This window comes from Actinoplanes sp. NPDC051411, assembly GCF_040682075.1.
In the GTDB taxonomy this organism is placed as follows: domain Bacteria; phylum Actinomycetota; class Actinomycetes; order Mycobacteriales; family Micromonosporaceae; genus Actinoplanes.
In genome coordinates, this window is sequence record NZ_JBFBAD010000075.1 from 1 (window position 1) to 19527 (window position 19527).

Sequence of the window (19527 nt, forward strand, 5' to 3'; positions counted from 1 at the left end):
CCCCTGGCGAAGGCGCCGCACCACAGCCCTTGGCGGCCGGGCGACCACCCGGGCACGGCTTTGCGACCGATGAGCGGCCTGGGTCTGGCCGCCGGAGCACGCACGGCCAGTTCAGCAAGGCGACGCGGATCGAGAAGCAGAGTTGAGCGGCACGGCACGGCTTGCCGGACCGACCCGGCCCCTGGTCGGTCCGGCCGAGCTGGCTGGCTCGGCCGGCCCTGAGCTGGTTCGGCGGCGCAAGTCGGTGCTGGCCCGGCCCGGGCTGGCTCGGCTTGGCCAGACTCGGCCCGGCGGCCCGGCCCGGCGGCCCGGCTCGACTCGGGGGCTTGGCTCGGCGGCTTGGCTCAGCCCGGGTTGGTGCGGGCTCGGCGCCCCGGCAAGGCTCGGCTCAGCTCGGTGCGGGCTCGGCTCGGCCCGGCTCGGCCCGGCCCGGCTCGGCGCGGCCCGGCTCGGCTTGGTGCGGCTCGGCTTGGCCCGGCTCGGCCCGGCCCGGCTCGGCCCGGCTCGGCCCGGCCCGGCTCGGCTTGGTGCGGCTCGGCCCGGCCCGGCTCGGCTTGGTACGGCTCGGCTTGGTGCGGCTCGGCTTGGCCCGGCTCGGCCCGGCCCGGCTCGGCTTGGTGCGGCTCGGCCCGGCCCGGCCCGGCTTGGTACGGCTCGGCTTGGTGCGGCTCGGCTTGGTGCGGCTCGGCCCGGCCCGGCCCGGCTCGGCTCGGCTTGGCCCGGCTCGGCTCGGCTTGGCCCGGCCCGGCCCGGCTCGGCTCGGCTTGGCCCGGCCCGGCTCGGCTTGGTGCGGCTCGGCTTGGTACGGCTCGGCTTGGTGCGGCTCGGCTTGGTGCGGCTCGGCTTGGTGCGGCTCGGCTTGGCTCGGTGCGCGGCTCGGCCGGGCTCGGTGCGGGCTCGGCCCGGCTCGGCTCGGTGTCGGCCCGGCCCGGCTCGGTGCGGACCGGCGGCCCGGTTCAGCCGGCGGGACCGGCTCGGCGAGCAGGCTCGGCTCGGCGGCTTGGCCCAGCCCGGCTTTGTGCGGGCTTGGCGGCCCGCGCCAGCAGAGCGGCCTGGGCCTGACGGCCGGAGCACGCATGGCCGGTTCGGCGAGGGCCGCACGGAACCGGGAACCAAGGGTTGAGCGGCGCGCAACCCGTTCGAAGCGACGTCGCAGCAACGACATTCGAGACAATCGCGGCCGGCGCCCTGCGGGAAATGCCAAGCACACCAAACGAGAAAGGCACGCAGTCTCCACCGTGGAGAGATCCGCGCGAGCCGCCAACGGGACGTTGACGCTCCGGAGGGTGGCCCTCCGGAGCGGAAGAACGGGCGACGACCAGGCCGCAAAGCGACCCTCAAAGGTCGCCGCCCGCCCTGCCGCCCGATCAAGTCTTGGCCTTCTCAGTGCGGCAGGTACATCATACCGACATGACGCTGTACGGACAATGCGATGGAGCATCGTGGCCACGTAAAGTGGGCTGCATGATCGATCCTTCCGCGGACCGTGCGGTGTTCCGCCAGCTGGCCGATCTGCTGCGCAACCAGATCGAGTCGGGCGAGCTCGGTCCCGGGGAAGCGCTGCCCAGCGAGCTGCGACTCGCGCAGGAATATGGCATCAGCCGCACCACCGTGCGCCAGGCGATCGGGCAGCTCCGCACCGAAGGTCTGGTCACGGTCGACCGGCCGCGCGGCACCTTCGTGCGGGTGCCGGAGGCGACCGAACTGGTCACGCTGGCGCGGGGCGAGCGGGCGAGCGCCCGCATGCCGACCGACGCCGAGCGGCGCAAATATCGCCTCGGCGAGGGCGTGCCGGTGCTGGTCGTGACCGCGGCCGACGGCACCGAGACCGTCCACCCGGCCGACCGTGTGCGGCTCACCCGCCCCTGACCGACTCATGCCGGAAGGCTACGGCGGGGGTATGACAAGAATTCTCAGAACAGGTTGTAGTCGGCGACGGCCAGCGTGAACCCGTGCTGCGACGTCTCGTCGATGCAGCGCATGGCCGCGTTGCCGCTGTAGCACTGCACGCTTCCGGCTCGCAGCGCCGACCCGTACGGCAGCACCTCCGACGCCGTCCCGATCACGGTGTCGCCGGCGCAGACGAAGTCGGCCTTGCCGTTCGCGATGGACATGCCGTGGCCCCAGCCGAGCTGACAGCTCGCGGGTCTCGGCGGCGGCTGCCAGTCGCGCTTGACGATCTCGCAGCGTACGGCGCCGGTCGTCAGATCGCAGGTGATGTTCTTGGACGGCGACTGGAAGTTCGCTTCGGTAACGACGCTCACCGGCTCGGTGGGGCTCGGCGCCGCGCCCAACCCGACCTCGGAGGCGGGGGTGGACGACATCCGGACATCGGCTGATGAATCAGGCGAACCGCACCCGGTTAACACCGCGACCAGCACCAAAACCGTGAGCTTGGGGTTGACCGCCATAGTGAGCGGTAGTCTAGGTGCCGACGGCAAGGCCGACGACACAGCCGCCGCCAGCAAGGGGCGGCGACACACCGGGCCGAGACTTGACCCGGGCAGCCGCAGCGATGACCGTCGACGACGATGGACACCCGGGAGATGCACGAACGACTGCCACTCGCGATACGGCAGGCGGTGGACGACTTCGGCGATCATCTCGCGCGCGTCGACAATCGGTCGGCCCACACCGTACGCGCGTACGTCGGCGACGTCGTCTCCCTCCTCGACCACGCCGCGCGGGCCGGCTGCGCCACTCCGGAAGACCTCGACCTGGGAGTCCTGCGGTCCTGGCTGGCCGCGAAGCAGCGGGAGGGCGCCGCCCGTACGTCTCAAGCCCGCCGCGCCGCGGCGGCCCGCACCTTCACCGGGTGGGCCCATCGCACCGGCCGGGTCGCGGCCGACCCGGGCGCCCACCTGGCCAGCCCGCGCGCCCACCGCGAGCTGCCGACCGTGCTCCGCGCCGACCAGGCCGCCGACCTGGTGACCAGCCCGGCCGGCGACCGCCCGGGCCATGACCCGGAGGCGCTGCGCGACCGGGCGGTGCTCGAACTGCTCTATGCCACCGGCGTACGCGTCAGTGAGCTCTGCGGCCTCGACCGCGCCGACGTCGACGAGGCGCGGCGGCTCGTCCGTGTCTTCGGCAAAGGCGCGAAGGAGCGGGCCGTCCCCTACGGCGTCCCCGCCCAGCGCGCGCTCGACGACTGGGTGCGCCACGGGCGGCCGGCGATGATCAAGGACGGAAGGGCGGACGCCCTCTTCGTCGGCGTCAAAGGCGGACGTCTTCAGCCAACCGTCGTCCGCCGGATCGTCCGCAACGCCGCGCTCGCCGCCGGCCTGCCGCACACCAGCCCGCACGACCTGCGCCATTCGGCCGCCACCCATCTGCTCGACGGCGGCGCCGACCTGCGCGCGGTGCAGGATCTGCTCGGCCACGCCGCGCTGTCGAGCACGCAGATCTACACCCACGTGTCGACCGAGCGTCTCCGGGCCGCTTTCAAACAGGCCCACCCGCGAGCCTGACCCCTTACGATCTAAAAGTGCCGCAGTTTCCAGGCGCTCGCCTGCTGTTCTCCATCGACCCCGCGGTGTCCTTTCTCAACCACGGCTCGTTCGGTGCCGTCCCGGTCGCCGTGCAGCGCGCCCAGCAGCGCATCCGCGAAGAGATCGAGTCCAATCCGGTCCGCTTCTACGGCCAGGGCGTCGTCGATCGCATCATCCACACCCGACGCCATCTGGCCGGATTCCTCGGCGCCGACCCCGAGGGCAGCGCGCTCCTGGCCAACACCACCACCGGCGTCTCGCTCGTGCTCCAGTCGCTGCGGCTGGAGTCGGCCGACGAGGTGCTGCTGACCGATCACGTCTACGGCGCGGTCGATCTCGCCGTGCGCCGCCGCTGCCGCCGGGCCGGCGCGACCGTGCGGTCGGTTCCGCTGCCGCTCGGCGCCTCCGACGGCGAGATCGTCGCCCGCCTGCGGTCGGCCTTGCGGCCGGGCAAGACCAAACTGCTGATCATCGAACATCTGAGCTCGGCGACGGCCAAGCTCTTTCCCGTACGCGAGGTGGTCGCGGCCGCCCACGAGCACGAGATCCCGGTCCTGGTCGACGCGGCTCACGTGCCGGGGATGCTGCCGGTCGACGTGAGTGGTCTGGGCGCCGATTTCTGGGTCGGCAACCTGCACAAGTGGGCCTATGCCCCGCGCGGCACCGCGTTGCTGTCGGTCGCCCCGCCGTGGCGCCGCAAGATCGAGCCGCTGGTCGTCTCGTGGGAGCAGGAGGAGGGCTTCCCGCTCTCGGTCGAATATCAGGGCACGATCGACTACACGCCCTGGCTGGCCGCGCCGATCGGCCTCTTCACGCTGCGCACCCTGGGCTGGGAGGCGGTGCGGGAGCACAACGGGACGCTGGCCGCCTATGGGCAACGGGTCGTCGGGGCGGCGCTGGGCGTTGACCCGGCCGACCTGCCGGAGCCGGGCGATCCCGAGATCTCGATGCGGGTGGTCCCGCTGCCGGCCGGGCTGGCCACGAATTCGGCCGAGGCGATCACGCTGCGGCAGTACTTCGCCGACAAGCTCGCCACCGAGGTGCAGGTGAGCGGCTGGAACGGGCGCGGCCTGCTGCGGTTGAGCGCCCAGGTCTACAACCGGGCCGAGGAATACGACCGGCTGGCCGAGCGGCTCCCGGGCGCCCTGAGCGCCTACCGCCCCTGACGCCTGGCCGCCGGGAGACGTGGAGAGCCGGCCCGGCGGAGAGACCCGGCCCGGCGCCGAAGGCCGCCCGGACCGAGAAAGCCGACCCGACCCCTCAGAAAGCCGGGGCGGCGGCTCCTGCAGCGGCAGCAGCCTGACCCGGCCGAGGCCGAGCAGCGCCAGCGGATCAAGGTAGAGGTCGCCCCGCCGGAGTCCCCAGTGCAGGCAGTCGGCCGCCGGGCATCCCGGGTGGCCCGGCTCCAGCAAGCCGAGCGGGCTGCCCGATTCGACCTGGTCTCCGGCCGCGACCGAGGGCGTCACCGGCTCGTAGGTCGTCCGCAGCCCATCCGGATGCTGCACGCTGACCACCCCGCGCCCGGCCAGGTCGCCGGCATAGACCACGCGCCCCGCCCCGGCGGCCCGGACCACGGCATCCGGCGCGGCAGCAAGGTCAACCCCGCGGTGCCCCGGCAACCACGGCGCGGCCGGCGGATCGAACGCCCGCACCACACGCGCCGGCGCGATCGGCCACCCGAACGACCCCCGCACAAAACCGATCGGGCCCCCGAAGCGGCCTGGCGCAAACGCGACCGGCCATCCAGGAGACGCAGGCGCGAGGAGCCACCCGGAAGACACAGGCGCGAGAGGCCACTCGGAAGACGCCCGTGCAGGCGCCACCAACCCCAGGATGATCAGCAACAACATCAGAAACGGCATGCCGACCAGGCTGCCGATTTCTCACCGCCCCCGCGACCACCCCTGTGGACAACCGGGACGGTGGATAACTAGCTGCCGAATCCGGCGTCATCCGGTAGCGAGATGTCGGGTTTCTCGAGCTCTTCGACGTTGACGTCCTTGAAGGTCATCACGCGCACGTTCTTGACGAACCGGGCCGGGCGATACATGTCCCAGACCCAGGCGTCGTGCATCTCGACCTCGAAATAGACTTCGCCGTCCGAGTTACGCACGTGCAGGTCGACCTGGTTGGCCAGGTAGAACCGGCGCTCGGTCTCCACCACGTAGGAGAACTGGCGGACGATGTCGCGGTACTCCCGGTAGAGCTGCAGCTCCATCTCGGTCTCGTACTTCTCGAGATCCTCTGCGCTCATCGCTTTTCGCCCTCCATGGCCTCATCTTCCCCCACCGACGGCGACGGCTGAGGCTGCTCGCCCGACGCCACGCCGACGGTACCCTCCGCTGCGCCCGGAAGCACCGTCGGCACGGGCGAAGATGCGTCGTCGAACAGCGACGGAGCCGGGATCACCGCCGGGCGGCGGGCTCTCGGCGGCCGGTTGCCGCGGCCGGAGACCGCGGCGACGTTCACGTAAGAGAACCGGTGCTCGGCGCATGCCCCGTGTCGCAGGAGCGCCGCGCTGTGCTCGTCGGTGATGTAGCCCTTGTGCACCGCGAACCCGTAGCCGGGGAACTGGCCGTCGAGCTCCACCATGATGCGGTCCCGCGTCACCTTGGCGAGCACGCTGGCCGCCGCCACGCACGCCGCGATGCGGTCGCCCTTCCAGACCGCGAGACCGGGCACGCCCAGGCCGTCGACCGGGAACCCGTCGGTCAACACGTACTCCGGGCGGGTTTCGAGGGATGCGAGCGCGCGGCGCATCGCCGCGAGGTTGCAGACGTGGAGCCCGCGGGCGTCGACCTCGGTGGCCGGGATGATCATGACGGACCAGGCGAGGGCGCGGGCGACGACCTCTTCGTAGACCCGTTCGCGGGCGGCCGGGGTGAGCAGTTTGGAGTCGGCCAGCTCGTCGATCTCGCCGCGCTTGCCTTCGGGGAGGATGGCGGCGGCGGCCACGAGCGGGCCCGCGCAGGCGCCCCGGCCGGCCTCGTCGGCCCCGGCGACGTGCCGGAAGCCCCGGCGCTGCAGAGCGCGCTCGAGGGCGTAGATGCCGCTCTCGCGGCGGATCACGGTGCGGGTGGGCGCGAGCATCACTGGCCCCCGTGCCGGCGCAGCAGCGCCGCGATGTCCTCGGGGAAGATCTGCTCCTCGCTGGCCTCGAGCTCGGCCGCCGACCACCACCGGTGCTCGGTGATCGTCTCCTGCTCGTCGGCGTCCATGCCGGCCGTGTCGACCTGCCACTCGGCGACCCGCAGGAGGTAGAACTCCTGATCCTGCCGGTAGTCGCGGCGGTCGTAGCTGAACTCGGTGACCTGGTGCCAGATCGGCTCGCCGAGGTCGGCCGGCTCGACCCGCAGGCCGGTCTCCTCGAACAGCTCGCGGGCGGCGCCCTGTGCCGGGGTCTCGCCGTCGTGCAGGCCGCCTCCGGGGGTGAACCACCAGCGCTGCTCGGGCCGGGCCGGATCGCCGCCGTGGAGCAGCAGCGTGCGCCCGGCCGCGTCGACGAGCAACACCCGCGCGGCGCGGCGGTCGATTACGGTCACCGGACAAGCCTATTGCGCCCGGCGTGGATCTTTCGACCGCCCCTGGCGCTACTTGGTCGTCGGGGCGTCGGGGATGTCGTCGTAGCCGTCCGGCACCGAGAGCCAGTGAGCCCGGCCGACCGGCCAGAAGATCGTGAAGGCGCGGCCGATGACCGAATCCTCCGGGATCGTCGACTTCTGGATGTCTCCGCTGGTGTCCTTGTAGTTTTCGAGCGAGTCACCCGAGGCCGACCGGTGGTCACCCATCACCCAGAGCCGGCCGGGCGGCACGGTGATGTTGAAATCCATGTCGGCGGCCGGGTCCTGCGTGCCGTCGGCGTTGCGATAGATATACGGCTCGTCGAGCGAGTGCCCGTTGATCGTCAGGCGGTGCTGGGGGTCGCAGCAGACCACGTTGTCGCCCGGCACGCCGATGATCCGCTTGATGAAGTCTTCGCCCTCTTCGCCGTGCTGCCACAGCGTCGGGGCCTTGAAGACGATGATCTCGCCGCGATGCGGGTCGCGGAAGTCGTAGACGAGCTTGTTGACGAGCACCCGGTCCCAGACGTTGAGCGTGTGCTCCATCGACTCGGACGGGATGTAGAACGTCTGCAGCACGAACGCGCGCACCAGGACGGCGACCAGGATCGCGACACTCACCAGGATGGGAAGCTCGCGCCAGAACGAACTGCGGCGGGGCTTTTCGGTCTGCTCGTCAATCACGAGGGGAGCCTACGACGCCGGGTCACCAACGGCAGTCCGGAACGCGCGGATAACGCGGCACTTAGTAGAAACGGAAGGACGAAAAAGTCAGTGCCCGGAGTGCCGCCGCCGGTGCGCAGTGTGTGCTCGGACGACGCGCTGGGATGGTCGGCGGCATAGGTCTTCCAGACGTCGGGCACGGAGAGGCTGGTAAATCGGCTGCTCGGCCAGACGATGACGAATGCGCGGCCGATGATGTTCTTGATCGGCACAGGCCCCTGACATCGGGCGTCCTGTGAGACGGCCCGGTGGTCGCCCATGACGAACATCTCACCCGGTGGGATGGTCACCGTGGTGAAACGGCGACTCGTGCACTGGGACGGATTGGGCGGCTGATTGAGGTCGGAGTTGTATCCGTCGGCGATATAGGGCTCGTCAATGCCGACTCCGTTGACCGTGATTCGACCTTTGTCGTCACAGCAGGCGACTTTGTCGCCCGGAAGGCCGATCACCCGTTTGATGAAATCGCGCTCGCCGGGCCGGCTCACCCCGACCAGGTCGCCGACGGTGCGGCCGAGCTTGGCCCCGAACGCGTTGCTCACCGGCTCGGTGACCTCGGGCGCCCAGTTGTCGGTGCCGCGGAACACCACGATCTCGCCCCGCAGCGGGTCGCGCATGTCGTAGACGACCTTGTTGACCAGCACCCGGTCCTTGATCTCCAGGGTCTTCTGCATCGACCCGCTGGGGATGTAGAACGCCTGCACCAGGAACGTGCGGATCAGCACGGCCAGGCAGAACGCCACCACCAGCAGCAGCGGCAGCTCCTGCCACAGCGGCATCTCCTTGCGCCGGATCAACGATCGCCGCCGCTCGGAAGGTCGATAGCCTTGCATCGGTTCCACGCTTCACATCTCCCGCCGCCGACCGGCCGAACTGCCCCGGATACAGCACTACCGCCCGAGTACCCTCGCGAGGTCTTACGGGCGGTAGTGCTGGAAGGGTTCACACTGATCCCATCCGGCACTCCGGCAAGCCTAGTGCGCCGGTTGCCGGATCGATGTGGATCAGACGGTCTGCCGCTCCCGCAGCTCCTTGATCTTGGCCTTCTTGCCGCGGAGCTCGCGGAGGTAGTAGAGCTTGGCGCGCCGCACGTCGCCGCGGGTCACGACCTCGAGCCGGTCGATCTGCGGGCTGTTGAGCGGGTAGGTTCGCTCGACACCGACGCCGAAGCTGATCTTCCGGACCTTGAAGGTCTCCCGGAGTCCGGAGCCATGCCGGGCGATCACGACGCCCTGGAAGACCTGGACGCGGGAACGGTTGCCCTCGACGACCCGGGCGTGCACCTTGACGGTGTCGCCGGCCCGGAAATCGGGGAGGTCGGTGCGCTGCGACTGGGCGTCGAGAGCGTCCAGCGTGTTCATCGCTGCATCCTCGGTGCTAAAGCACACCGTGTGTTCGGTGTGCGGTCGATAATTCTGATCTTCCACACTGAGTCTGCTTCAATCCAGTCAGAAGATCCTCGCTTCTCCCCCGCGGCGCGGGGGAAAACGGCAACTACCTACTCTGCCACACCCGACCCCGGGATCCGAAATCCGGCCTCCTCGATCGCTGCGCGATCTCGCTTGTCGAGCCGGTCCGGCGGATAGGCCGCGAAGAGATCAGGCCGGCGCGAGGCCGTCCGCAGCAACGATTCCGTACGCCGCCAGCGCGCGATCCGCCCATGATCGCCCGACCGGAGCACCTCGGGCACCTCCCGACCGCGCCACGACGCCGGCTTGGTGTACACCGGGGCCTCGAGCAGGCCGGCCGCGTGCGACTCCTCGGTCAGCGACTCGGAGTTGCCGAGCACCCCGGGCAGCAGCCGCGTGACCGCCTCCAGGATCACCAGGACCGCCACCTCGCCGCCGAACAGCACGTAGTCGCCGAGCGAGACCTCGCGGACGGGCATCCGGTCGGCGGCGTCGTCGATCACCCGCTGGTCGATGCCCTCGTAGCGGCCGCAGGCGAAGATCAGGTGGTCGAGCGCGGCCAGTTCGTGGGCGTCGGCCTGGGTGAACGGCTTCCCGACCGGAGACGGGACGACCAGCGTGCCCGGGCCGACCGCGTCCAGGGCCTGCGACCACGGCTCGGGGCGCATCACCATGCCGGGGCCACCGCCGTACGGGCTGTCGTCGACCGTGCGGTGCACATCGCTGGTCCACGTCCGCAGGTCGTGCACGGCCAGCTCGAGCGTGCCGGTGGCGCGCGCCTTGCCGATCAGCGAGAGGTCGAGCGGCGCGAAGTAGTCGGGGAAGATCGAGATGACGTCGACGCGCATGGTCAGAGATCCAGCAGACCCTCGGGCAGATCGACCAGGATGCGGCCGCCGCCCAGGTCGACGGTCGGGACGATCTGGCTGACGAACGGGATCAGCGCGGTGCCGCCGGCCGCCTTCTTGAGCACGATCAGATCGGACGCCGCCGCGTGGTCGATGCGCTCGACCGTGCCGAGCGCGGAGCCGTCCAGCGACTCGACGCGCAGGCCGACCAGCTGGTGGTCGCGGAACTCGTCCGGGTCGTCGGGCGGGGTCAGACCGGCGCTGTCGACCTGGAGCAGGACGCCGCGCAGCGCCTCGGCGACGTTGCGGTCGTGGACGCCCTCGAACTGGACGATGGCCCGGCCCTGATGCCAGCGGACCGACTCGATGACCAGCTCGGCGGGAACCTTGTAGGGCGCACCGGGAGCCGGAGTGGCCGTCGCCGGCCCGGTGCTCACCCGGCGGTTCCGGGGGACCTCCGTGGTGAACGCCGAACCGGCGACGAAACGCTCTTCGGGCTCGTCGGTGCGCACGGCGACCGAGACTTCGCCCCGGATCCCGTGCGGCTTACCGATCTGGCCGACGACGAGCAGCATCGATCAGTACGCGTCGACGATGTCGACGCGGATGCCGCGCCCACCGATCGACCCGATGACCTGCCGCAGGGCCTTGGCCGTCCGCCCGCCGCGCCCGATGACCGTTCCCAGGTCCTCCGGGTGCACGCGGACCTCGAGCCGCTTGCCGCGGCGCGAGTCGACCAGCCGGACCCGGACGTCGTCCGGGTTGTCGACGATGCCCTTGACGAGGTGCTCCAGCGCCGGCCGGAGCGCCCCGTCAGCTCGCGTCGGCGCCGGCACCGGTGGTTCCCTCGGTGTTGGCAGCGCCGGCACCGGCCGGGTCGGCTGCGGTCTCGGCAACGGCCTCGCGGTTGGGCTCGGCCGGGTCGACGGGCTTGGTCTGCTCGGGCTTGGCCGCGGCAGCCTGCGGCGCCGCGGCGGCCTTCGCGCCCTTCTTCGGGGTGGCCGGCTTGGTGTCGGCAACGCCCGCGGCGGCCTTGGCCTCGGCCTCGTAGATCTCGATGCGGCTCTTCTTCTCCTCGGCCACGAGCAGCGGCGGCGGGGCCGGCAGGCCCTTGAACTGCTGCCAGTCGCCGGTCTTCTCCAGGATGCGCTGAACGGCCCCGCTCGGCTGAGCGCCGACGGAGAGCCAGTACTGCACGCGCTCGGACTTCACCTGGATGACCGAAGGGTGTTCCTTCGGCTGGTAGATACCGACGTACTCGATGGCGCGGCCGTCGCGCTTGGTGCGCGAGTCGGCGACGACGATGCGGTACTGCGGGTTGCGGATCTTGCCCATCCGCAGAAGCCGGATCTTTACGGCCACGGTTCTCTTCGCTCCTGATGACTACGTGGGTCGAGTCTGTTCGGAACCCACGTGGGGTTGCGGGACCGAAGCCTCGTGGACTGGCCTGGGGCGAGGGGTTAGAGGGCGCCTCGCGACAAGCCGGATACCAGTCGTTCATTCTGCCAGATGAGAGGGCCCGGCTCCCAATCGGGCGGCAGGTCCCGGTGAAAACCGGCAAATCGCTACCAGCGGGACACCACGGGCCGGTCCCAGCCGGGCGGCAACTCGGCCGGGACGGGCCAGGACGGGTCGGGCCGGAAATCGGTCCACGTGCCGTCGAACGGGAACTCCCCCGCCTCGATCAACTTGATCACCTTGCGCCCCTCGGCCCACACCGCGGCCTCGTCGGGCACCCAGTAGTGCTCCGGGAAGGCCAGGCGCTCGGCGAACTCGTCCTCGTCCTTCCACTCCCAGCGCCGATCGAGCGTGGCGACGATGTCGAGGTCCTGGTCGATCACGTCGATGCCGATGACATCGCCGTCGTCCCAGCGGACCGCGCCTTCCTCGAGGTTGACGTAGTACCTCGTGAAGTCGCCCTCGCCGTCGCGGAAGAACCAGACCGAATGGTCGGCGCCGGCCGGGAAGAAACGCAGCACCCCCGGCCCGCGCCAGCTCGTCGTCCGCAGCCGCTTGCCCGCCGCCACCCAGTCGGGGAACGGCATGTCACGCGGGCCGCGGTCGTCCAGCGTCCGCTCGATCGCGACGACCGAGTCGCGAGCCAGCCAGACGAGCAGCCCGCGGTCGTCGTCGGAGATCACCCGGGTCGGGTGCACGAACGCGATCCGGCCGTGATGGGTGTCGCGGTGGAGCAGAAGCCGGCCCGGTGCGAAGGTCACGATCAGTAGGAACGAGCGAGCACCGCGATCAGGTTCGGCTCGTCGTCGGAGTCCGGCATCGTGCCGTCCTCGCGGGTCAGGCAGCGGACGGTGACCGCCTTGCCGTTCGCCTCCTTCTCGCCCGCCTCGCCGACCGCCGACCACGCCACCCGGGCCCAGCCGGTCTGCGCCGCCTCGATCGCGTCGCCGAGCGTCTTGACGTCGACCGTGTTCTCCTCGCGGAAGGCCAGCGCGTCGTCGAACAGCCGCTGCTGGTCGGCCTTGAGCGCGGCGACCACGTCGGCCACCACGTCGTCGATCGCGGCCGGGGCCTTGGAACCGTCGACCCGGCGGGCCACCACCACGTTGCCGGTGGCCAGGTCACGGGGCCCGACCTCGATGCGGATCGGGATGCCCTGGAGTTCGGCGTCGACAGCCCGCCGCCCGAACGGGATGTCGGCGCGGTCGTCGAGCCTCACGCGTACGCCCGCGGCCTTGAGCGAATCGCGCAGCTTGGCCGCCGCCTCGACGACGCCCTCGCCCGCCTTCACCACCATGACCTGCACCTGGATCGGCGCGAGCCGCGGCGGCAGCCGCAGGCCGTTGTCGTCGCCGTGCACCATGATCAGGCCGCCGACCATGCGGGTCGAGGTGCCCCACGACGTGGTCCAGGCGTGCTCGACCGAGCCGGCGGCCGACGAGTAGGTGATGTCGAACGCCTTGGCGAAGTTTTGCCCCAGCTCGTGCGAGGTGCCCATCTGGAGCGCCTTGGTGTCGCCCATCATGGCCTCGACGGTCATCGTGTTGGTCGCACCGGCGAACCGCTCGCCCTTGGTCTTGCGGCCCGGCACCACCGGGATCGCCAGGATCTCCTCGATGAACGCCTGGTAGACGTTTTTGTGGATGTCGCGGGCGTGCTCGCGGGCGTCGGCCTCGGAGGCGTGGGCGGTGTGCCCCTCCTGCCACAGGAACTCGGTGGTGCGCAGGAACGTGCGCGGCCGCAGCTCCCACCGCACCACGTTGGCCCACTGGTTGAGCAGCAGCGGCAGGTCGCGGTAGGAGTCGACCCACTTGGCCATGAACTCGCCGATCACCGTCTCGCTGGTCGGGCGCACGACCAGCGGCTCGGCCAGCTGCTTGCCGCCGGCGTGGGTGACCACCGCCAGCTCGGGCGAGAAGCCCTCGACGTGGTTGGCCTCGCGGCGCAGGTAACTCTCCGGGATGAAGAGCGGGAAGTAGGCGTTCTGCACGCCCGCCTCCTTGATGCGCGCGTCCATGTCGGCCTGCATGCGCTCCCAGATCGCGTAGCCGACCGGGCGGATCACCATCGTGCCGCGCACCGGGCCGTTGTCGGCCAGCTGCGCCTTCGAGATGACGTCCTGGTACCAGCGGGGGAAGTCTTCCGCACGGGGTGTGAGCACGCGAGCCATGAGACGGCATCCTAGTCGCGGCTCCGTGCAACCCACCGGCCGGGCAGCACGTGTCTCTACGCGAAGGGTGGTGCGGGGGATGGACTTCGACACGTTCTACCGGGACACGTCCCGGCGGCTGCTGCGCTACGCCTACGGGCTCACCGGGGACGCGGCCGAGGCTCAGGACCTCGTCCAGGAGGCGTACGCCCGGGCCTGGCAGCGCCGGCGCCGGCTGGCCGGCTACGACGATCCCGAGGCGTGGTTGCGCCTGGTGGTCAACCGGCTGGCCACCGACCGGTGGCGCCATCTGGGCGTACGCGGAAAGCGTGCCGCGGCGGCTCCGCCGCCGGATCCGGTGCCCCCGCCCTCGGACGACGTCGTGTTGCTGGTCCACGCGATGCGTGCCCTGCCCGTGGTGCAACGCCGCGCGCTCGCCCTGCACTACCTGCTCGACCGCTCGGTGGCCGAGATCGCCGCGGAGACCGGTGCCGCCACCGGCACCGTGAAGTCCTGGCTGTCCCGTGGCCGGGCGGCGCTGGCCGCCCAGCTGGGCGACACCGCACCGGAGGGAGCCGGTCATGCCCGTTGACCTCGACGAACTGTTCGACGCGATGCGCCGCCGGGCCGACACGGTTCCGCTCCGCGGCGCCGCGCACGCCCGGGCGCGCGGCCGGCACCGCGACCGGGTGCGGGCGGTGATGACCGTCGCCGTGGTCGTCGCCGTGGTCGCGGTCGGTACCGGTTTCGCGGTGCGCGGACCGGCCGTCCGGCACGACCAGCCGGCCATGCCGGCGGTCGGATCCCCGCTTCTCCTGGACGGCGTGCCCACCGACGCCCGGATCGTGACCGACGGCGACCGGGCCTACGTGGCCTGGACGCGCCCGGACAACGACTCGGTGTGGGTGGCCGCGACCGACCTGAGGACCGGCGCGGTGGCCTGGGCGCCCCAGCGGCTCTCCCAGCCGGACGCGTCGGAGGCGTTGGCGGAGGTGCTTCTCACGCCGTCCGCGGTCGTGGTGGTCACCAAGCCCCGCGTCGACCCGCCCAACGGCTTCATGTTCTACCTGCTCGACCGCGCTACCGGCGCCCTGGACGACGCCGTCGCCGGCGACAACAGCCCGGAAGGCGGCAGCGACCAGGGCAAGGAGGACTGGGTCTTCGCCGGCGATCAGATGGTCACCATGCAGCCGAGCGGTCAGATCTTCTTCAGCGGCGTCGCGGGAGAGGGATACAACGGCTACACGAGCGGGGACCCGTTGTACGCGCGGCTGCTCGGCTGGGGCACGACCGCGGACGAGAAGACGGTGAGCCAGTCCGGCCCGTCGGCCGCCTTCACCGACTCCCGGGTCGTGCTGGTCACCGTCGACGGCACCGCCGACGTGTTCGACGCCCGCCGGGGGAAGAAGCTACGGACGGTGCGGCTCGGGCTGGTCTCCGGGAAGCAGATGGCGGTCTTCGACGGTGTGCTGTCCATGGTCGACCCCCACGACTCCCCGACCGGGCCGCAGCGTCTCCGGTTCGTCGATGTGAGCGGCGGAAACGGCGGCGCCTGGGAGACCGCCCCGATACCGGGCGCGGTGGTCGCCATGAGCGGGTGCGGACCGGGCCGGGTCTGCGCGGTCACGTCGGTGGCCGGCCGGAAAGATCAGATCACCGCCTTCGACGTGCGGCAGCGGCGCGTCGCCTGGCAGGCCACCACCGAGGTCACCGGGGCCGCGCAGCTGTCGGTGGCGAACGGCCGCGCCCTGGTCGCCGGCACCGGCGGTTTCGACCTCTACGACCCGGACGGCCGGCGGACCGTCACCGGCTCGACCGCCTTCCACGGCGTCTGGCTGGACCCGCAACAACTGCTGGTCGAGCGTCCGGAGGGCGTGTTGGCCCGCCTGCCGATCGGCGACCGCGAGCCGACGCCGATCGGCCGGGTCCCGGCGGGCACTCGGAGCTGCGCCTCGACGAGCACCCGCCTCGTCTGCCTCGCCGCAACCACCGTCACCACGTGGGAGGTGCGCTGACCCGTCACCTGACCACCCGGCCGCGAAGCACGATGCGGCTCGGGTGGCGGGTGACGGCCAGGGTGCGGCGCGGGTCCTCGGAGTAGACGACCAGGTCGGCCAGACCGCCCTCGACCAGGCCCGGGAAGCCCAGCCACTCCCGGGCCTTCCAGGACGCACCGGCCAGGATGTCGGCCGCGGGCAGCCCCGCCTCCTGCATGATCAGCATCTCCTCGGCCACCAGCCCGTGCTGGACGCCACCCCCGGCGTCGGTGCCGATGTAGATCGGGACGCCGGCCTCGTGCGCGGCCCGCACCACCTCGGGAAACCCGTCCCGCAGGGCGACCATGTGGTCGGCGTACCCGGCGAACTTCTCCCGCGCCCGGTCGGCGATCCCCCCGAACGTCCGGATGTTGATCATCGTGGGCACCAGCGCGGTCCCCCGGCGGGCCATCTCGTCGATCAGGTCGAGCGACAGCCCGGTGCCGTGCTCGACCGAGTCGACCCCCGCCCGCACCATGATGTCGACGCCCTCCTCGGAGAACGTGTGCACGGCCGCGCGGGCGCCGGCCGCGTGCGCCGCCTCGACCGCCGCGGCCATGGTCGCCGCGTCCCACGACGGCGCCAGGTCACGGGCGTCGCGGTCGATCCAGTCGCCGACCAGCTTGACCCAGCCGTTGCCGGCCTTGGCCTGCTCGGTCACGGCCGCCGCGACATCGGCCGCCACCACCTCGACGCCGATGTCACGCAGGTAGCGCCGGGGCGCGGCCACGTGCCGGCCGGCCCGGGCGAGGCGCGGCACGCCCGGTTCGTCATCAAGTTCCGCGTACGGGTAGGGCGAGCCGGCGTCCCGCAGCGCGAGCACCCCCGCGTCCCGGTCGATCGTGGCCAGCTCCCGAGCCTGGTCGAGCCCGGTGATCGGCGTAGCCCCGTACGCGATCCCGAGGTGACAGTGCGCGTCGACCAGCCCCGGCACCACAAACCCACCGTCACTGATCGTCTCGGCCCCACCCACCGGCTCGAACGTCACCCGGTCCCCGACCAGCCACAGATCCCGAACGTCCCCTTCGGGCAGCACCGCCCCACGCACATGCAAAGCCATGCGTAAGTCCTACCCGATCGCCGCGTCACACGTCAGCCGACGCCGCCGCCCGAAGCCGATCCCGCTTCCGGGTCCACGCCGGCAGGTCGAGCGTCACCTTCCACGGCTCGTCGAGTGTGACCAGTTGATCGGTCTCGAGGACCTGGCGGTAGCCGCCCGTGTCCAGGCGCAGCTCAGACAGGGTCACCCGTTCGCGCAAGGGATCAATGATCCAGTAATGCGGTATGCCCAGGCTCGCGTAGCTCCCGGCTTTGTCGCTTCGGTCAGTGCTCTCGGACGACTTGGACACGACCTCGACGACCAGCAACACGTCCGATGGGAGCACCGGCGACCTGTTCGCACCCTCGGCGCGGAGAATCATCACGTCGGGAACGAACTCGTTACGCAGGTTCACAAGAACTGCTTGTTCGTTGTCGGAGACGAATTCCTCCGGACTGAACTCGTCGATGGCGTTGGCCGTCTGCCGGCCGATGAAGTTATGGATAGTCAGGGCGCGCGGGGTCAAGACGAGCCTTCCGTCGATCAACTCATAGCGGAGATCCTCGGGAAGGTCCACCAGGTCGTCGACGGTCAGGTCGTCTCGCTCAAGCAGGGCGGGGTCAACCGGGAGCATCACAGCGGTCATCGATTCCTCCTCGATGGGATCGCCGCTCATGCTACTAGCTCCTTGACTAGACGCTCAATGCCAGCTTGTCGCTCGTCAAGCCTACTTCGCTACCCGTCGCCGAATTGGCGTGCGACCAGATCAAGGCGCCGCTCAGCTCTTGTCGCCGTCGTTGCGCTTTGGCTTGTTGAGCTTGCTGAAGTCGAGGTTGGGGAGCTTGAAGCCCGGCGGCAGGCCCGGCGCGCCGCCGCCCAGGGCGCCCGGGTCCATGCCCGGCGGGAGCTGGGGCATGCCGCCCGGGAAGCCGGCCGGCAGGCCGCCGGCGCGGGGGCGCGACGAGCCGCCCTTGCCGCCCTTGCGCTTGTTCTTCGGGCTCTTCGTCGCCTTGCGGCGGCCGCCCGGCAGGCCCATCATGCCGCTCATCTGCTTCATCATCTTCTGCGCGTCGACGAAGCGGTTGAGCAGCTGGTTGACGTCCATGACCGTGACGCCGGAGCCGTTGGCGATGCGGACGCGGCGGGAGCCGTTGATGATTTTGGGGTTGGTGCGTTCCTGCGGGGTCATCGAGCGGATGATCGCCGTGATGCGGTCGAAGTGGCTGTCGTCGAGCTCGGCCAGCTGGTCCTTCATCTGGCCCATGCCCGGCATCATGCCGAGGATGTTGGCGATCGGGCCCATGCGCCGCACGGCGATCAGCTGGTCGAGGAAGTCTTCCAGCGTGAACTGCTCACCGGCGAGCAGCTTGCCGGTCATCTTCTCCTTCTGATCCTCGTCGAAGGCCTGCTCGGCCTGCTCGATGAGGGTCAGAACGTCGCCCATGCCGAGGATGCGGCTGGCCATGCGGTCGGGGTGGAAGAGGTCGAAGTCTTCGAGCTTCTCACCGGTCGACGCGAACAGGATGGGCTCGCCGGTCACGTGGCGCACGCTCAGCGCGGCGCCGCCGCGGGCGTCGCCGTCGAGTTTGGAGAGGACCACGCCGCTGATGCCGACGCCGTCGCGGAACGCCTCGGCGGTCTGCACCGCGTCCTGGCCGACCATCGCGTCGATGACGAAGATGGTCTCGTCGGGGTCGACCGCGTCGCGGATGTCGCGGGCCTGCTGCATCATCTCCTCGTCGATGCCGAGGCGGCCGGCGGTGTCGACGATGACGATGTCTTTGGCGGTGCGCTTGGCGACCTCGATCGAGTCTTTGGCGACCTGCACCGGGTTGCCGACGCCGCTGCCCGGCTCGGGCGCGTAGATGTCGACGCCGGCCCGGCCCGCGATGACCTGCAGCTGGTTGACCGCGTTGGGGCGCTGGAGGTCGGCCGCGACCAGCATCGGCTGGTGGCCCTGGGCCTTGAGCCAGCGGGCCAGCTTGCCGGCGAGCGTGGTCTTGCCGGCGCCCTGGAGGCCGGCCAGCATGATCACGGTCGGGGGCTGCTTGGCGAACTGGAGCCGCCGGCCCTCGCCACCGAGGATGTTGATCAGTTCCTCGTGGACGATCTTGATGATCTGCTGGGCCGGGTTGAGGGCCTGCGACACCTCGGCGCCGCGGGCCCGCTCCTTCAGATTGTTGATGAACGCCCTGACCACGGGCAGCGCGACATCCGCCTCCAGCAGGGCGAGACGGATCTCGCGCGCGGTGGCGTCGATGTCGGCATCGGTGAGCTTGCCCTTGCCGCGGAGCTTGGTGAAGATTCCGGACAACCGGTCACTCAGTGCGTCAAACACAGTAAAACTTCCCGTTGGTCAGAGGGAGTTTGATGACGCAAGCCTAACCGGCCGGGCGAAGCCTTACCGGTTGCGCATGCGGTAGGTCTCCTTGGCGGCCTCGATCCGGTTGTGATTGCGGCTGCCCGGCGCCACCGCCCTCTTGGCTTTGGCATAGAGCAGGGCACCACCGGCGACCACGATCGCGCCGATGACCAAGTAGAACAACACGGGCCCGATGATCGAGACGAAGAGCCATCCGACCAGGACCACGCCCACCACACCGGCGAGCAGTACTGCCAACGCCTTACCCATCGGAGCCTCCTGCGCGAGGGAAGAGTTCGACCTCAACCATGCCTCAGCGAAGCAACCCCGCCCATCGGCCGAACCCCTGAAGCGCACCCGTAGGGGTCGAGCCGCGCCGTTCGAGTCCGCCACCCCCGCAAACCGCGTATACCGGCGATAGGTGACACAAAAGGCGGTACGGGACGCAACCTCCG

Annotated in this window: 22 protein-coding genes and 1 pseudogene; 5 read left to right on the forward strand and 18 right to left on the reverse strand. The window is 70.7% G+C overall.

Annotated elements, in window-relative coordinates; translation table 11 throughout:
* The first annotated feature begins 1464 nt into the window (after positions 1-1464).
* A complete protein-coding gene (locus AB0M88_RS33715; protein WP_364109650.1) occupies positions 1465-1869 on the forward strand; it encodes a winged helix-turn-helix domain-containing protein in 405 nt (134 codons plus the stop codon).
* A 44-nt stretch (positions 1870-1913) separates the two neighbouring features.
* Here the strand turns inward: AB0M88_RS33715 and AB0M88_RS33720 are convergent, their stop codons facing one another.
* Complete coding sequence (locus AB0M88_RS33720; RefSeq protein WP_364109652.1) at positions 1914-2324, reverse strand: DUF6636 domain-containing protein; 411 nt, start codon at positions 2322-2324, stop codon at positions 1914-1916.
* 207 nt (positions 2325-2531) lie between these two features.
* On the opposite strand from AB0M88_RS33720, the gene AB0M88_RS33725 reads away from it, so the two are divergent.
* Positions 2532-3467: a tyrosine recombinase XerC gene (locus AB0M88_RS33725; RefSeq protein WP_364109655.1), complete on the forward strand. Its 936-nt coding sequence runs from the start codon at positions 2532-2534 to the stop codon at positions 3465-3467.
* Between the two features lie 17 nt (positions 3468-3484).
* A complete protein-coding gene (locus AB0M88_RS33730) occupies positions 3485-4654 on the forward strand; it encodes an aminotransferase class V-fold PLP-dependent enzyme (protein WP_364109657.1) in 1170 nt (389 codons plus the stop codon).
* A 120-nt stretch (positions 4655-4774) separates the two neighbouring features.
* Here AB0M88_RS33730 and AB0M88_RS33735 read toward each other — a convergent pair.
* The 13 genes and pseudogenes from AB0M88_RS33735 to proS form a co-directional block, all read right to left on the reverse strand.
* Positions 4775-5143 (reverse strand): annotated as a pseudogene (locus AB0M88_RS33735) (M23 family metallopeptidase); the annotation flags it as partial.
* Positions 5144-5418: 275 nt separating this feature from the next.
* Positions 5419-5742: a DUF2469 domain-containing protein gene (locus tag AB0M88_RS33740; RefSeq protein ID WP_020517955.1), complete on the reverse strand. Its 324-nt coding sequence runs from the start codon at positions 5740-5742 to the stop codon at positions 5419-5421.
* Positions 5739-6578 carry a ribonuclease HII gene (locus AB0M88_RS33745; RefSeq protein WP_364109661.1) on the reverse strand — a complete coding sequence of 280 codons (840 nt, stop codon included), beginning with the start codon at positions 6576-6578 and terminating at the stop codon, positions 5739-5741. The genes AB0M88_RS33740 and AB0M88_RS33745 overlap by 4 nt, the downstream gene beginning before the upstream one ends.
* Positions 6578-7030 carry an NUDIX domain-containing protein gene (locus tag AB0M88_RS33750; RefSeq protein WP_364109663.1) on the reverse strand — a complete coding sequence of 151 codons (453 nt, stop codon included), beginning with the start codon at positions 7028-7030 and terminating at the stop codon, positions 6578-6580. Before AB0M88_RS33750 ends, AB0M88_RS33745 begins: the two co-directional genes overlap by 1 nt.
* A 48-nt stretch (positions 7031-7078) precedes the next feature.
* A complete protein-coding gene (lepB, locus tag AB0M88_RS33755) occupies positions 7079-7732 on the reverse strand; it encodes a signal peptidase I (protein WP_364109665.1) in 654 nt (217 codons plus the stop codon).
* Positions 7729-8604: a signal peptidase I gene (gene lepB / locus AB0M88_RS33760; RefSeq protein ID WP_364109738.1), complete on the reverse strand. Its 876-nt coding sequence runs from the start codon at positions 8602-8604 to the stop codon at positions 7729-7731. Before lepB (AB0M88_RS33760) ends, lepB (AB0M88_RS33755) begins: the two co-directional genes overlap by 4 nt.
* Positions 8605-8775: 171 nt before the next feature.
* Positions 8776-9132 carry a 50S ribosomal protein L19 gene (gene rplS / locus AB0M88_RS33765; protein ID WP_364109667.1) on the reverse strand — a complete coding sequence of 119 codons (357 nt, stop codon included), beginning with the start codon at positions 9130-9132 and terminating at the stop codon, positions 8776-8778.
* Positions 9133-9269: 137 nt separating this feature from the next.
* Positions 9270-10028, reverse strand: coding sequence for a tRNA (guanosine(37)-N1)-methyltransferase TrmD (gene trmD, locus AB0M88_RS33770; protein ID WP_364109669.1), 759 nt, complete (start codon positions 10026-10028; stop codon positions 9270-9272).
* Between the two features lie 2 nt (positions 10029-10030).
* Complete coding sequence (rimM, locus tag AB0M88_RS33775; protein ID WP_364109740.1) at positions 10031-10600, reverse strand: ribosome maturation factor RimM; 570 nt, start codon at positions 10598-10600, stop codon at positions 10031-10033.
* 6 nt (positions 10601-10606) lie between these two features.
* Complete coding sequence (locus AB0M88_RS33780; RefSeq protein WP_014447131.1) at positions 10607-10864, reverse strand: RNA-binding protein; 258 nt, start codon at positions 10862-10864, stop codon at positions 10607-10609.
* A complete protein-coding gene (rpsP, locus tag AB0M88_RS33785) occupies positions 10842-11390 on the reverse strand; it encodes a 30S ribosomal protein S16 (protein ID WP_364109671.1) in 549 nt (182 codons plus the stop codon). Before rpsP ends, AB0M88_RS33780 begins: the two co-directional genes overlap by 23 nt.
* A gap of 203 nt (positions 11391-11593) precedes the next feature.
* Entirely contained in the window at positions 11594-12247 is a 654-nt protein-coding gene (locus AB0M88_RS33790) for a DUF402 domain-containing protein (protein ID WP_364109673.1), read from the reverse strand.
* Between the two features lie 2 nt (positions 12248-12249).
* Positions 12250-13656, reverse strand: a complete 1407-nt coding sequence (gene proS / locus AB0M88_RS33795) for a proline--tRNA ligase (RefSeq protein WP_364109675.1) — start codon at positions 13654-13656, stop codon at positions 12250-12252.
* Positions 13657-13735: 79 nt separating this feature from the next.
* On the opposite strand from proS, the gene AB0M88_RS33800 reads away from it, so the two are divergent.
* Together AB0M88_RS33800 and AB0M88_RS33805 are read left to right on the forward strand one after the other, a co-directional pair.
* On the forward strand, positions 13736-14227 hold the full coding sequence (locus tag AB0M88_RS33800) for a SigE family RNA polymerase sigma factor (RefSeq protein ID WP_364109677.1): 492 nt from the start codon (positions 13736-13738) through the stop codon (positions 14225-14227).
* A complete protein-coding gene (locus AB0M88_RS33805; RefSeq protein ID WP_364109679.1) occupies positions 14217-15650 on the forward strand; it encodes a hypothetical protein in 1434 nt (477 codons plus the stop codon). The genes AB0M88_RS33800 and AB0M88_RS33805 overlap by 11 nt, the downstream gene beginning before the upstream one ends.
* 4 nt (positions 15651-15654) lie before the next feature.
* Here AB0M88_RS33805 and AB0M88_RS33810 read toward each other — a convergent pair whose 3' ends face one another.
* From AB0M88_RS33810 to AB0M88_RS33825, 4 genes are all read right to left on the reverse strand, one after another.
* Positions 15655-16731 carry an amidohydrolase family protein gene (locus AB0M88_RS33810; protein ID WP_364109681.1) on the reverse strand — a complete coding sequence of 359 codons (1077 nt, stop codon included), beginning with the start codon at positions 16729-16731 and terminating at the stop codon, positions 15655-15657.
* Positions 16732-16756: 25 nt separating this feature from the next.
* A complete protein-coding gene (locus tag AB0M88_RS33815) occupies positions 16757-17386 on the reverse strand; it encodes a Uma2 family endonuclease (RefSeq protein ID WP_364109683.1) in 630 nt (209 codons plus the stop codon).
* 102 nt (positions 17387-17488) lie between these two features.
* Positions 17489-19048 carry a signal recognition particle protein gene (ffh, locus tag AB0M88_RS33820; RefSeq protein ID WP_364109685.1) on the reverse strand — a complete coding sequence of 520 codons (1560 nt, stop codon included), beginning with the start codon at positions 19046-19048 and terminating at the stop codon, positions 17489-17491.
* A 63-nt stretch (positions 19049-19111) separates the two neighbouring features.
* On the reverse strand, positions 19112-19342 hold the full coding sequence (locus AB0M88_RS33825) for a hypothetical protein (protein WP_364109687.1): 231 nt from the start codon (positions 19340-19342) through the stop codon (positions 19112-19114).
* Between the last annotated feature and the right edge of the window lie 185 nt (positions 19343-19527).

Bases quoted from the DNA above. Each gene is read 5' to 3' on its own strand.
- rplS (WP_364109667.1), bottom strand. From the start codon at position 9,132: ATGAACACGCTGGACGCTCTCGACGCCCAGTCGCAGCGCACCGACCTC.
- AB0M88_RS33745 (WP_364109661.1), bottom strand. From the start codon at position 6,578: ATGCTCGCGCCCACCCGCACCGTGATCCGCCGCGAGAGCGGCATCTAC.
- AB0M88_RS33740 (WP_020517955.1), bottom strand. From the start codon at position 5,742: ATGAGCGCAGAGGATCTCGAGAAGTACGAGACCGAGATGGAGCTGCAG.
- AB0M88_RS33725 (WP_364109655.1), top strand. From the start codon at position 2,532: ATGGACACCCGGGAGATGCACGAACGACTGCCACTCGCGATACGGCAG.
- proS (WP_364109675.1), bottom strand. From the start codon at position 13,656: ATGGCTCGCGTGCTCACACCCCGTGCGGAAGACTTCCCCCGCTGGTAC.
- trmD (WP_364109669.1), bottom strand. From the start codon at position 10,028: ATGCGCGTCGACGTCATCTCGATCTTCCCCGACTACTTCGCGCCGCTC.
- AB0M88_RS33800 (WP_364109677.1), top strand. From the start codon at position 13,736: ATGGACTTCGACACGTTCTACCGGGACACGTCCCGGCGGCTGCTGCGC.
- AB0M88_RS33720 (WP_364109652.1), bottom strand. From the start codon at position 2,324: ATGTCGTCCACCCCCGCCTCCGAGGTCGGGTTGGGCGCGGCGCCGAGC.
- AB0M88_RS33715 (WP_364109650.1), top strand. From the start codon at position 1,465: ATGATCGATCCTTCCGCGGACCGTGCGGTGTTCCGCCAGCTGGCCGAT.
- AB0M88_RS33810 (WP_364109681.1), bottom strand. From the start codon at position 16,731: ATGGCTTTGCATGTGCGTGGGGCGGTGCTGCCCGAAGGGGACGTTCGG.
- AB0M88_RS33825 (WP_364109687.1), bottom strand. From the start codon at position 19,342: ATGGGTAAGGCGTTGGCAGTACTGCTCGCCGGTGTGGTGGGCGTGGTC.
- AB0M88_RS33805 (WP_364109679.1), top strand. From the start codon at position 14,217: ATGCCCGTTGACCTCGACGAACTGTTCGACGCGATGCGCCGCCGGGCC.
- lepB (WP_364109738.1), bottom strand. From the start codon at position 8,604: ATGCAAGGCTATCGACCTTCCGAGCGGCGGCGATCGTTGATCCGGCGC.
- AB0M88_RS33815 (WP_364109683.1), bottom strand. From the start codon at position 17,386: ATGAGCGGCGATCCCATCGAGGAGGAATCGATGACCGCTGTGATGCTC.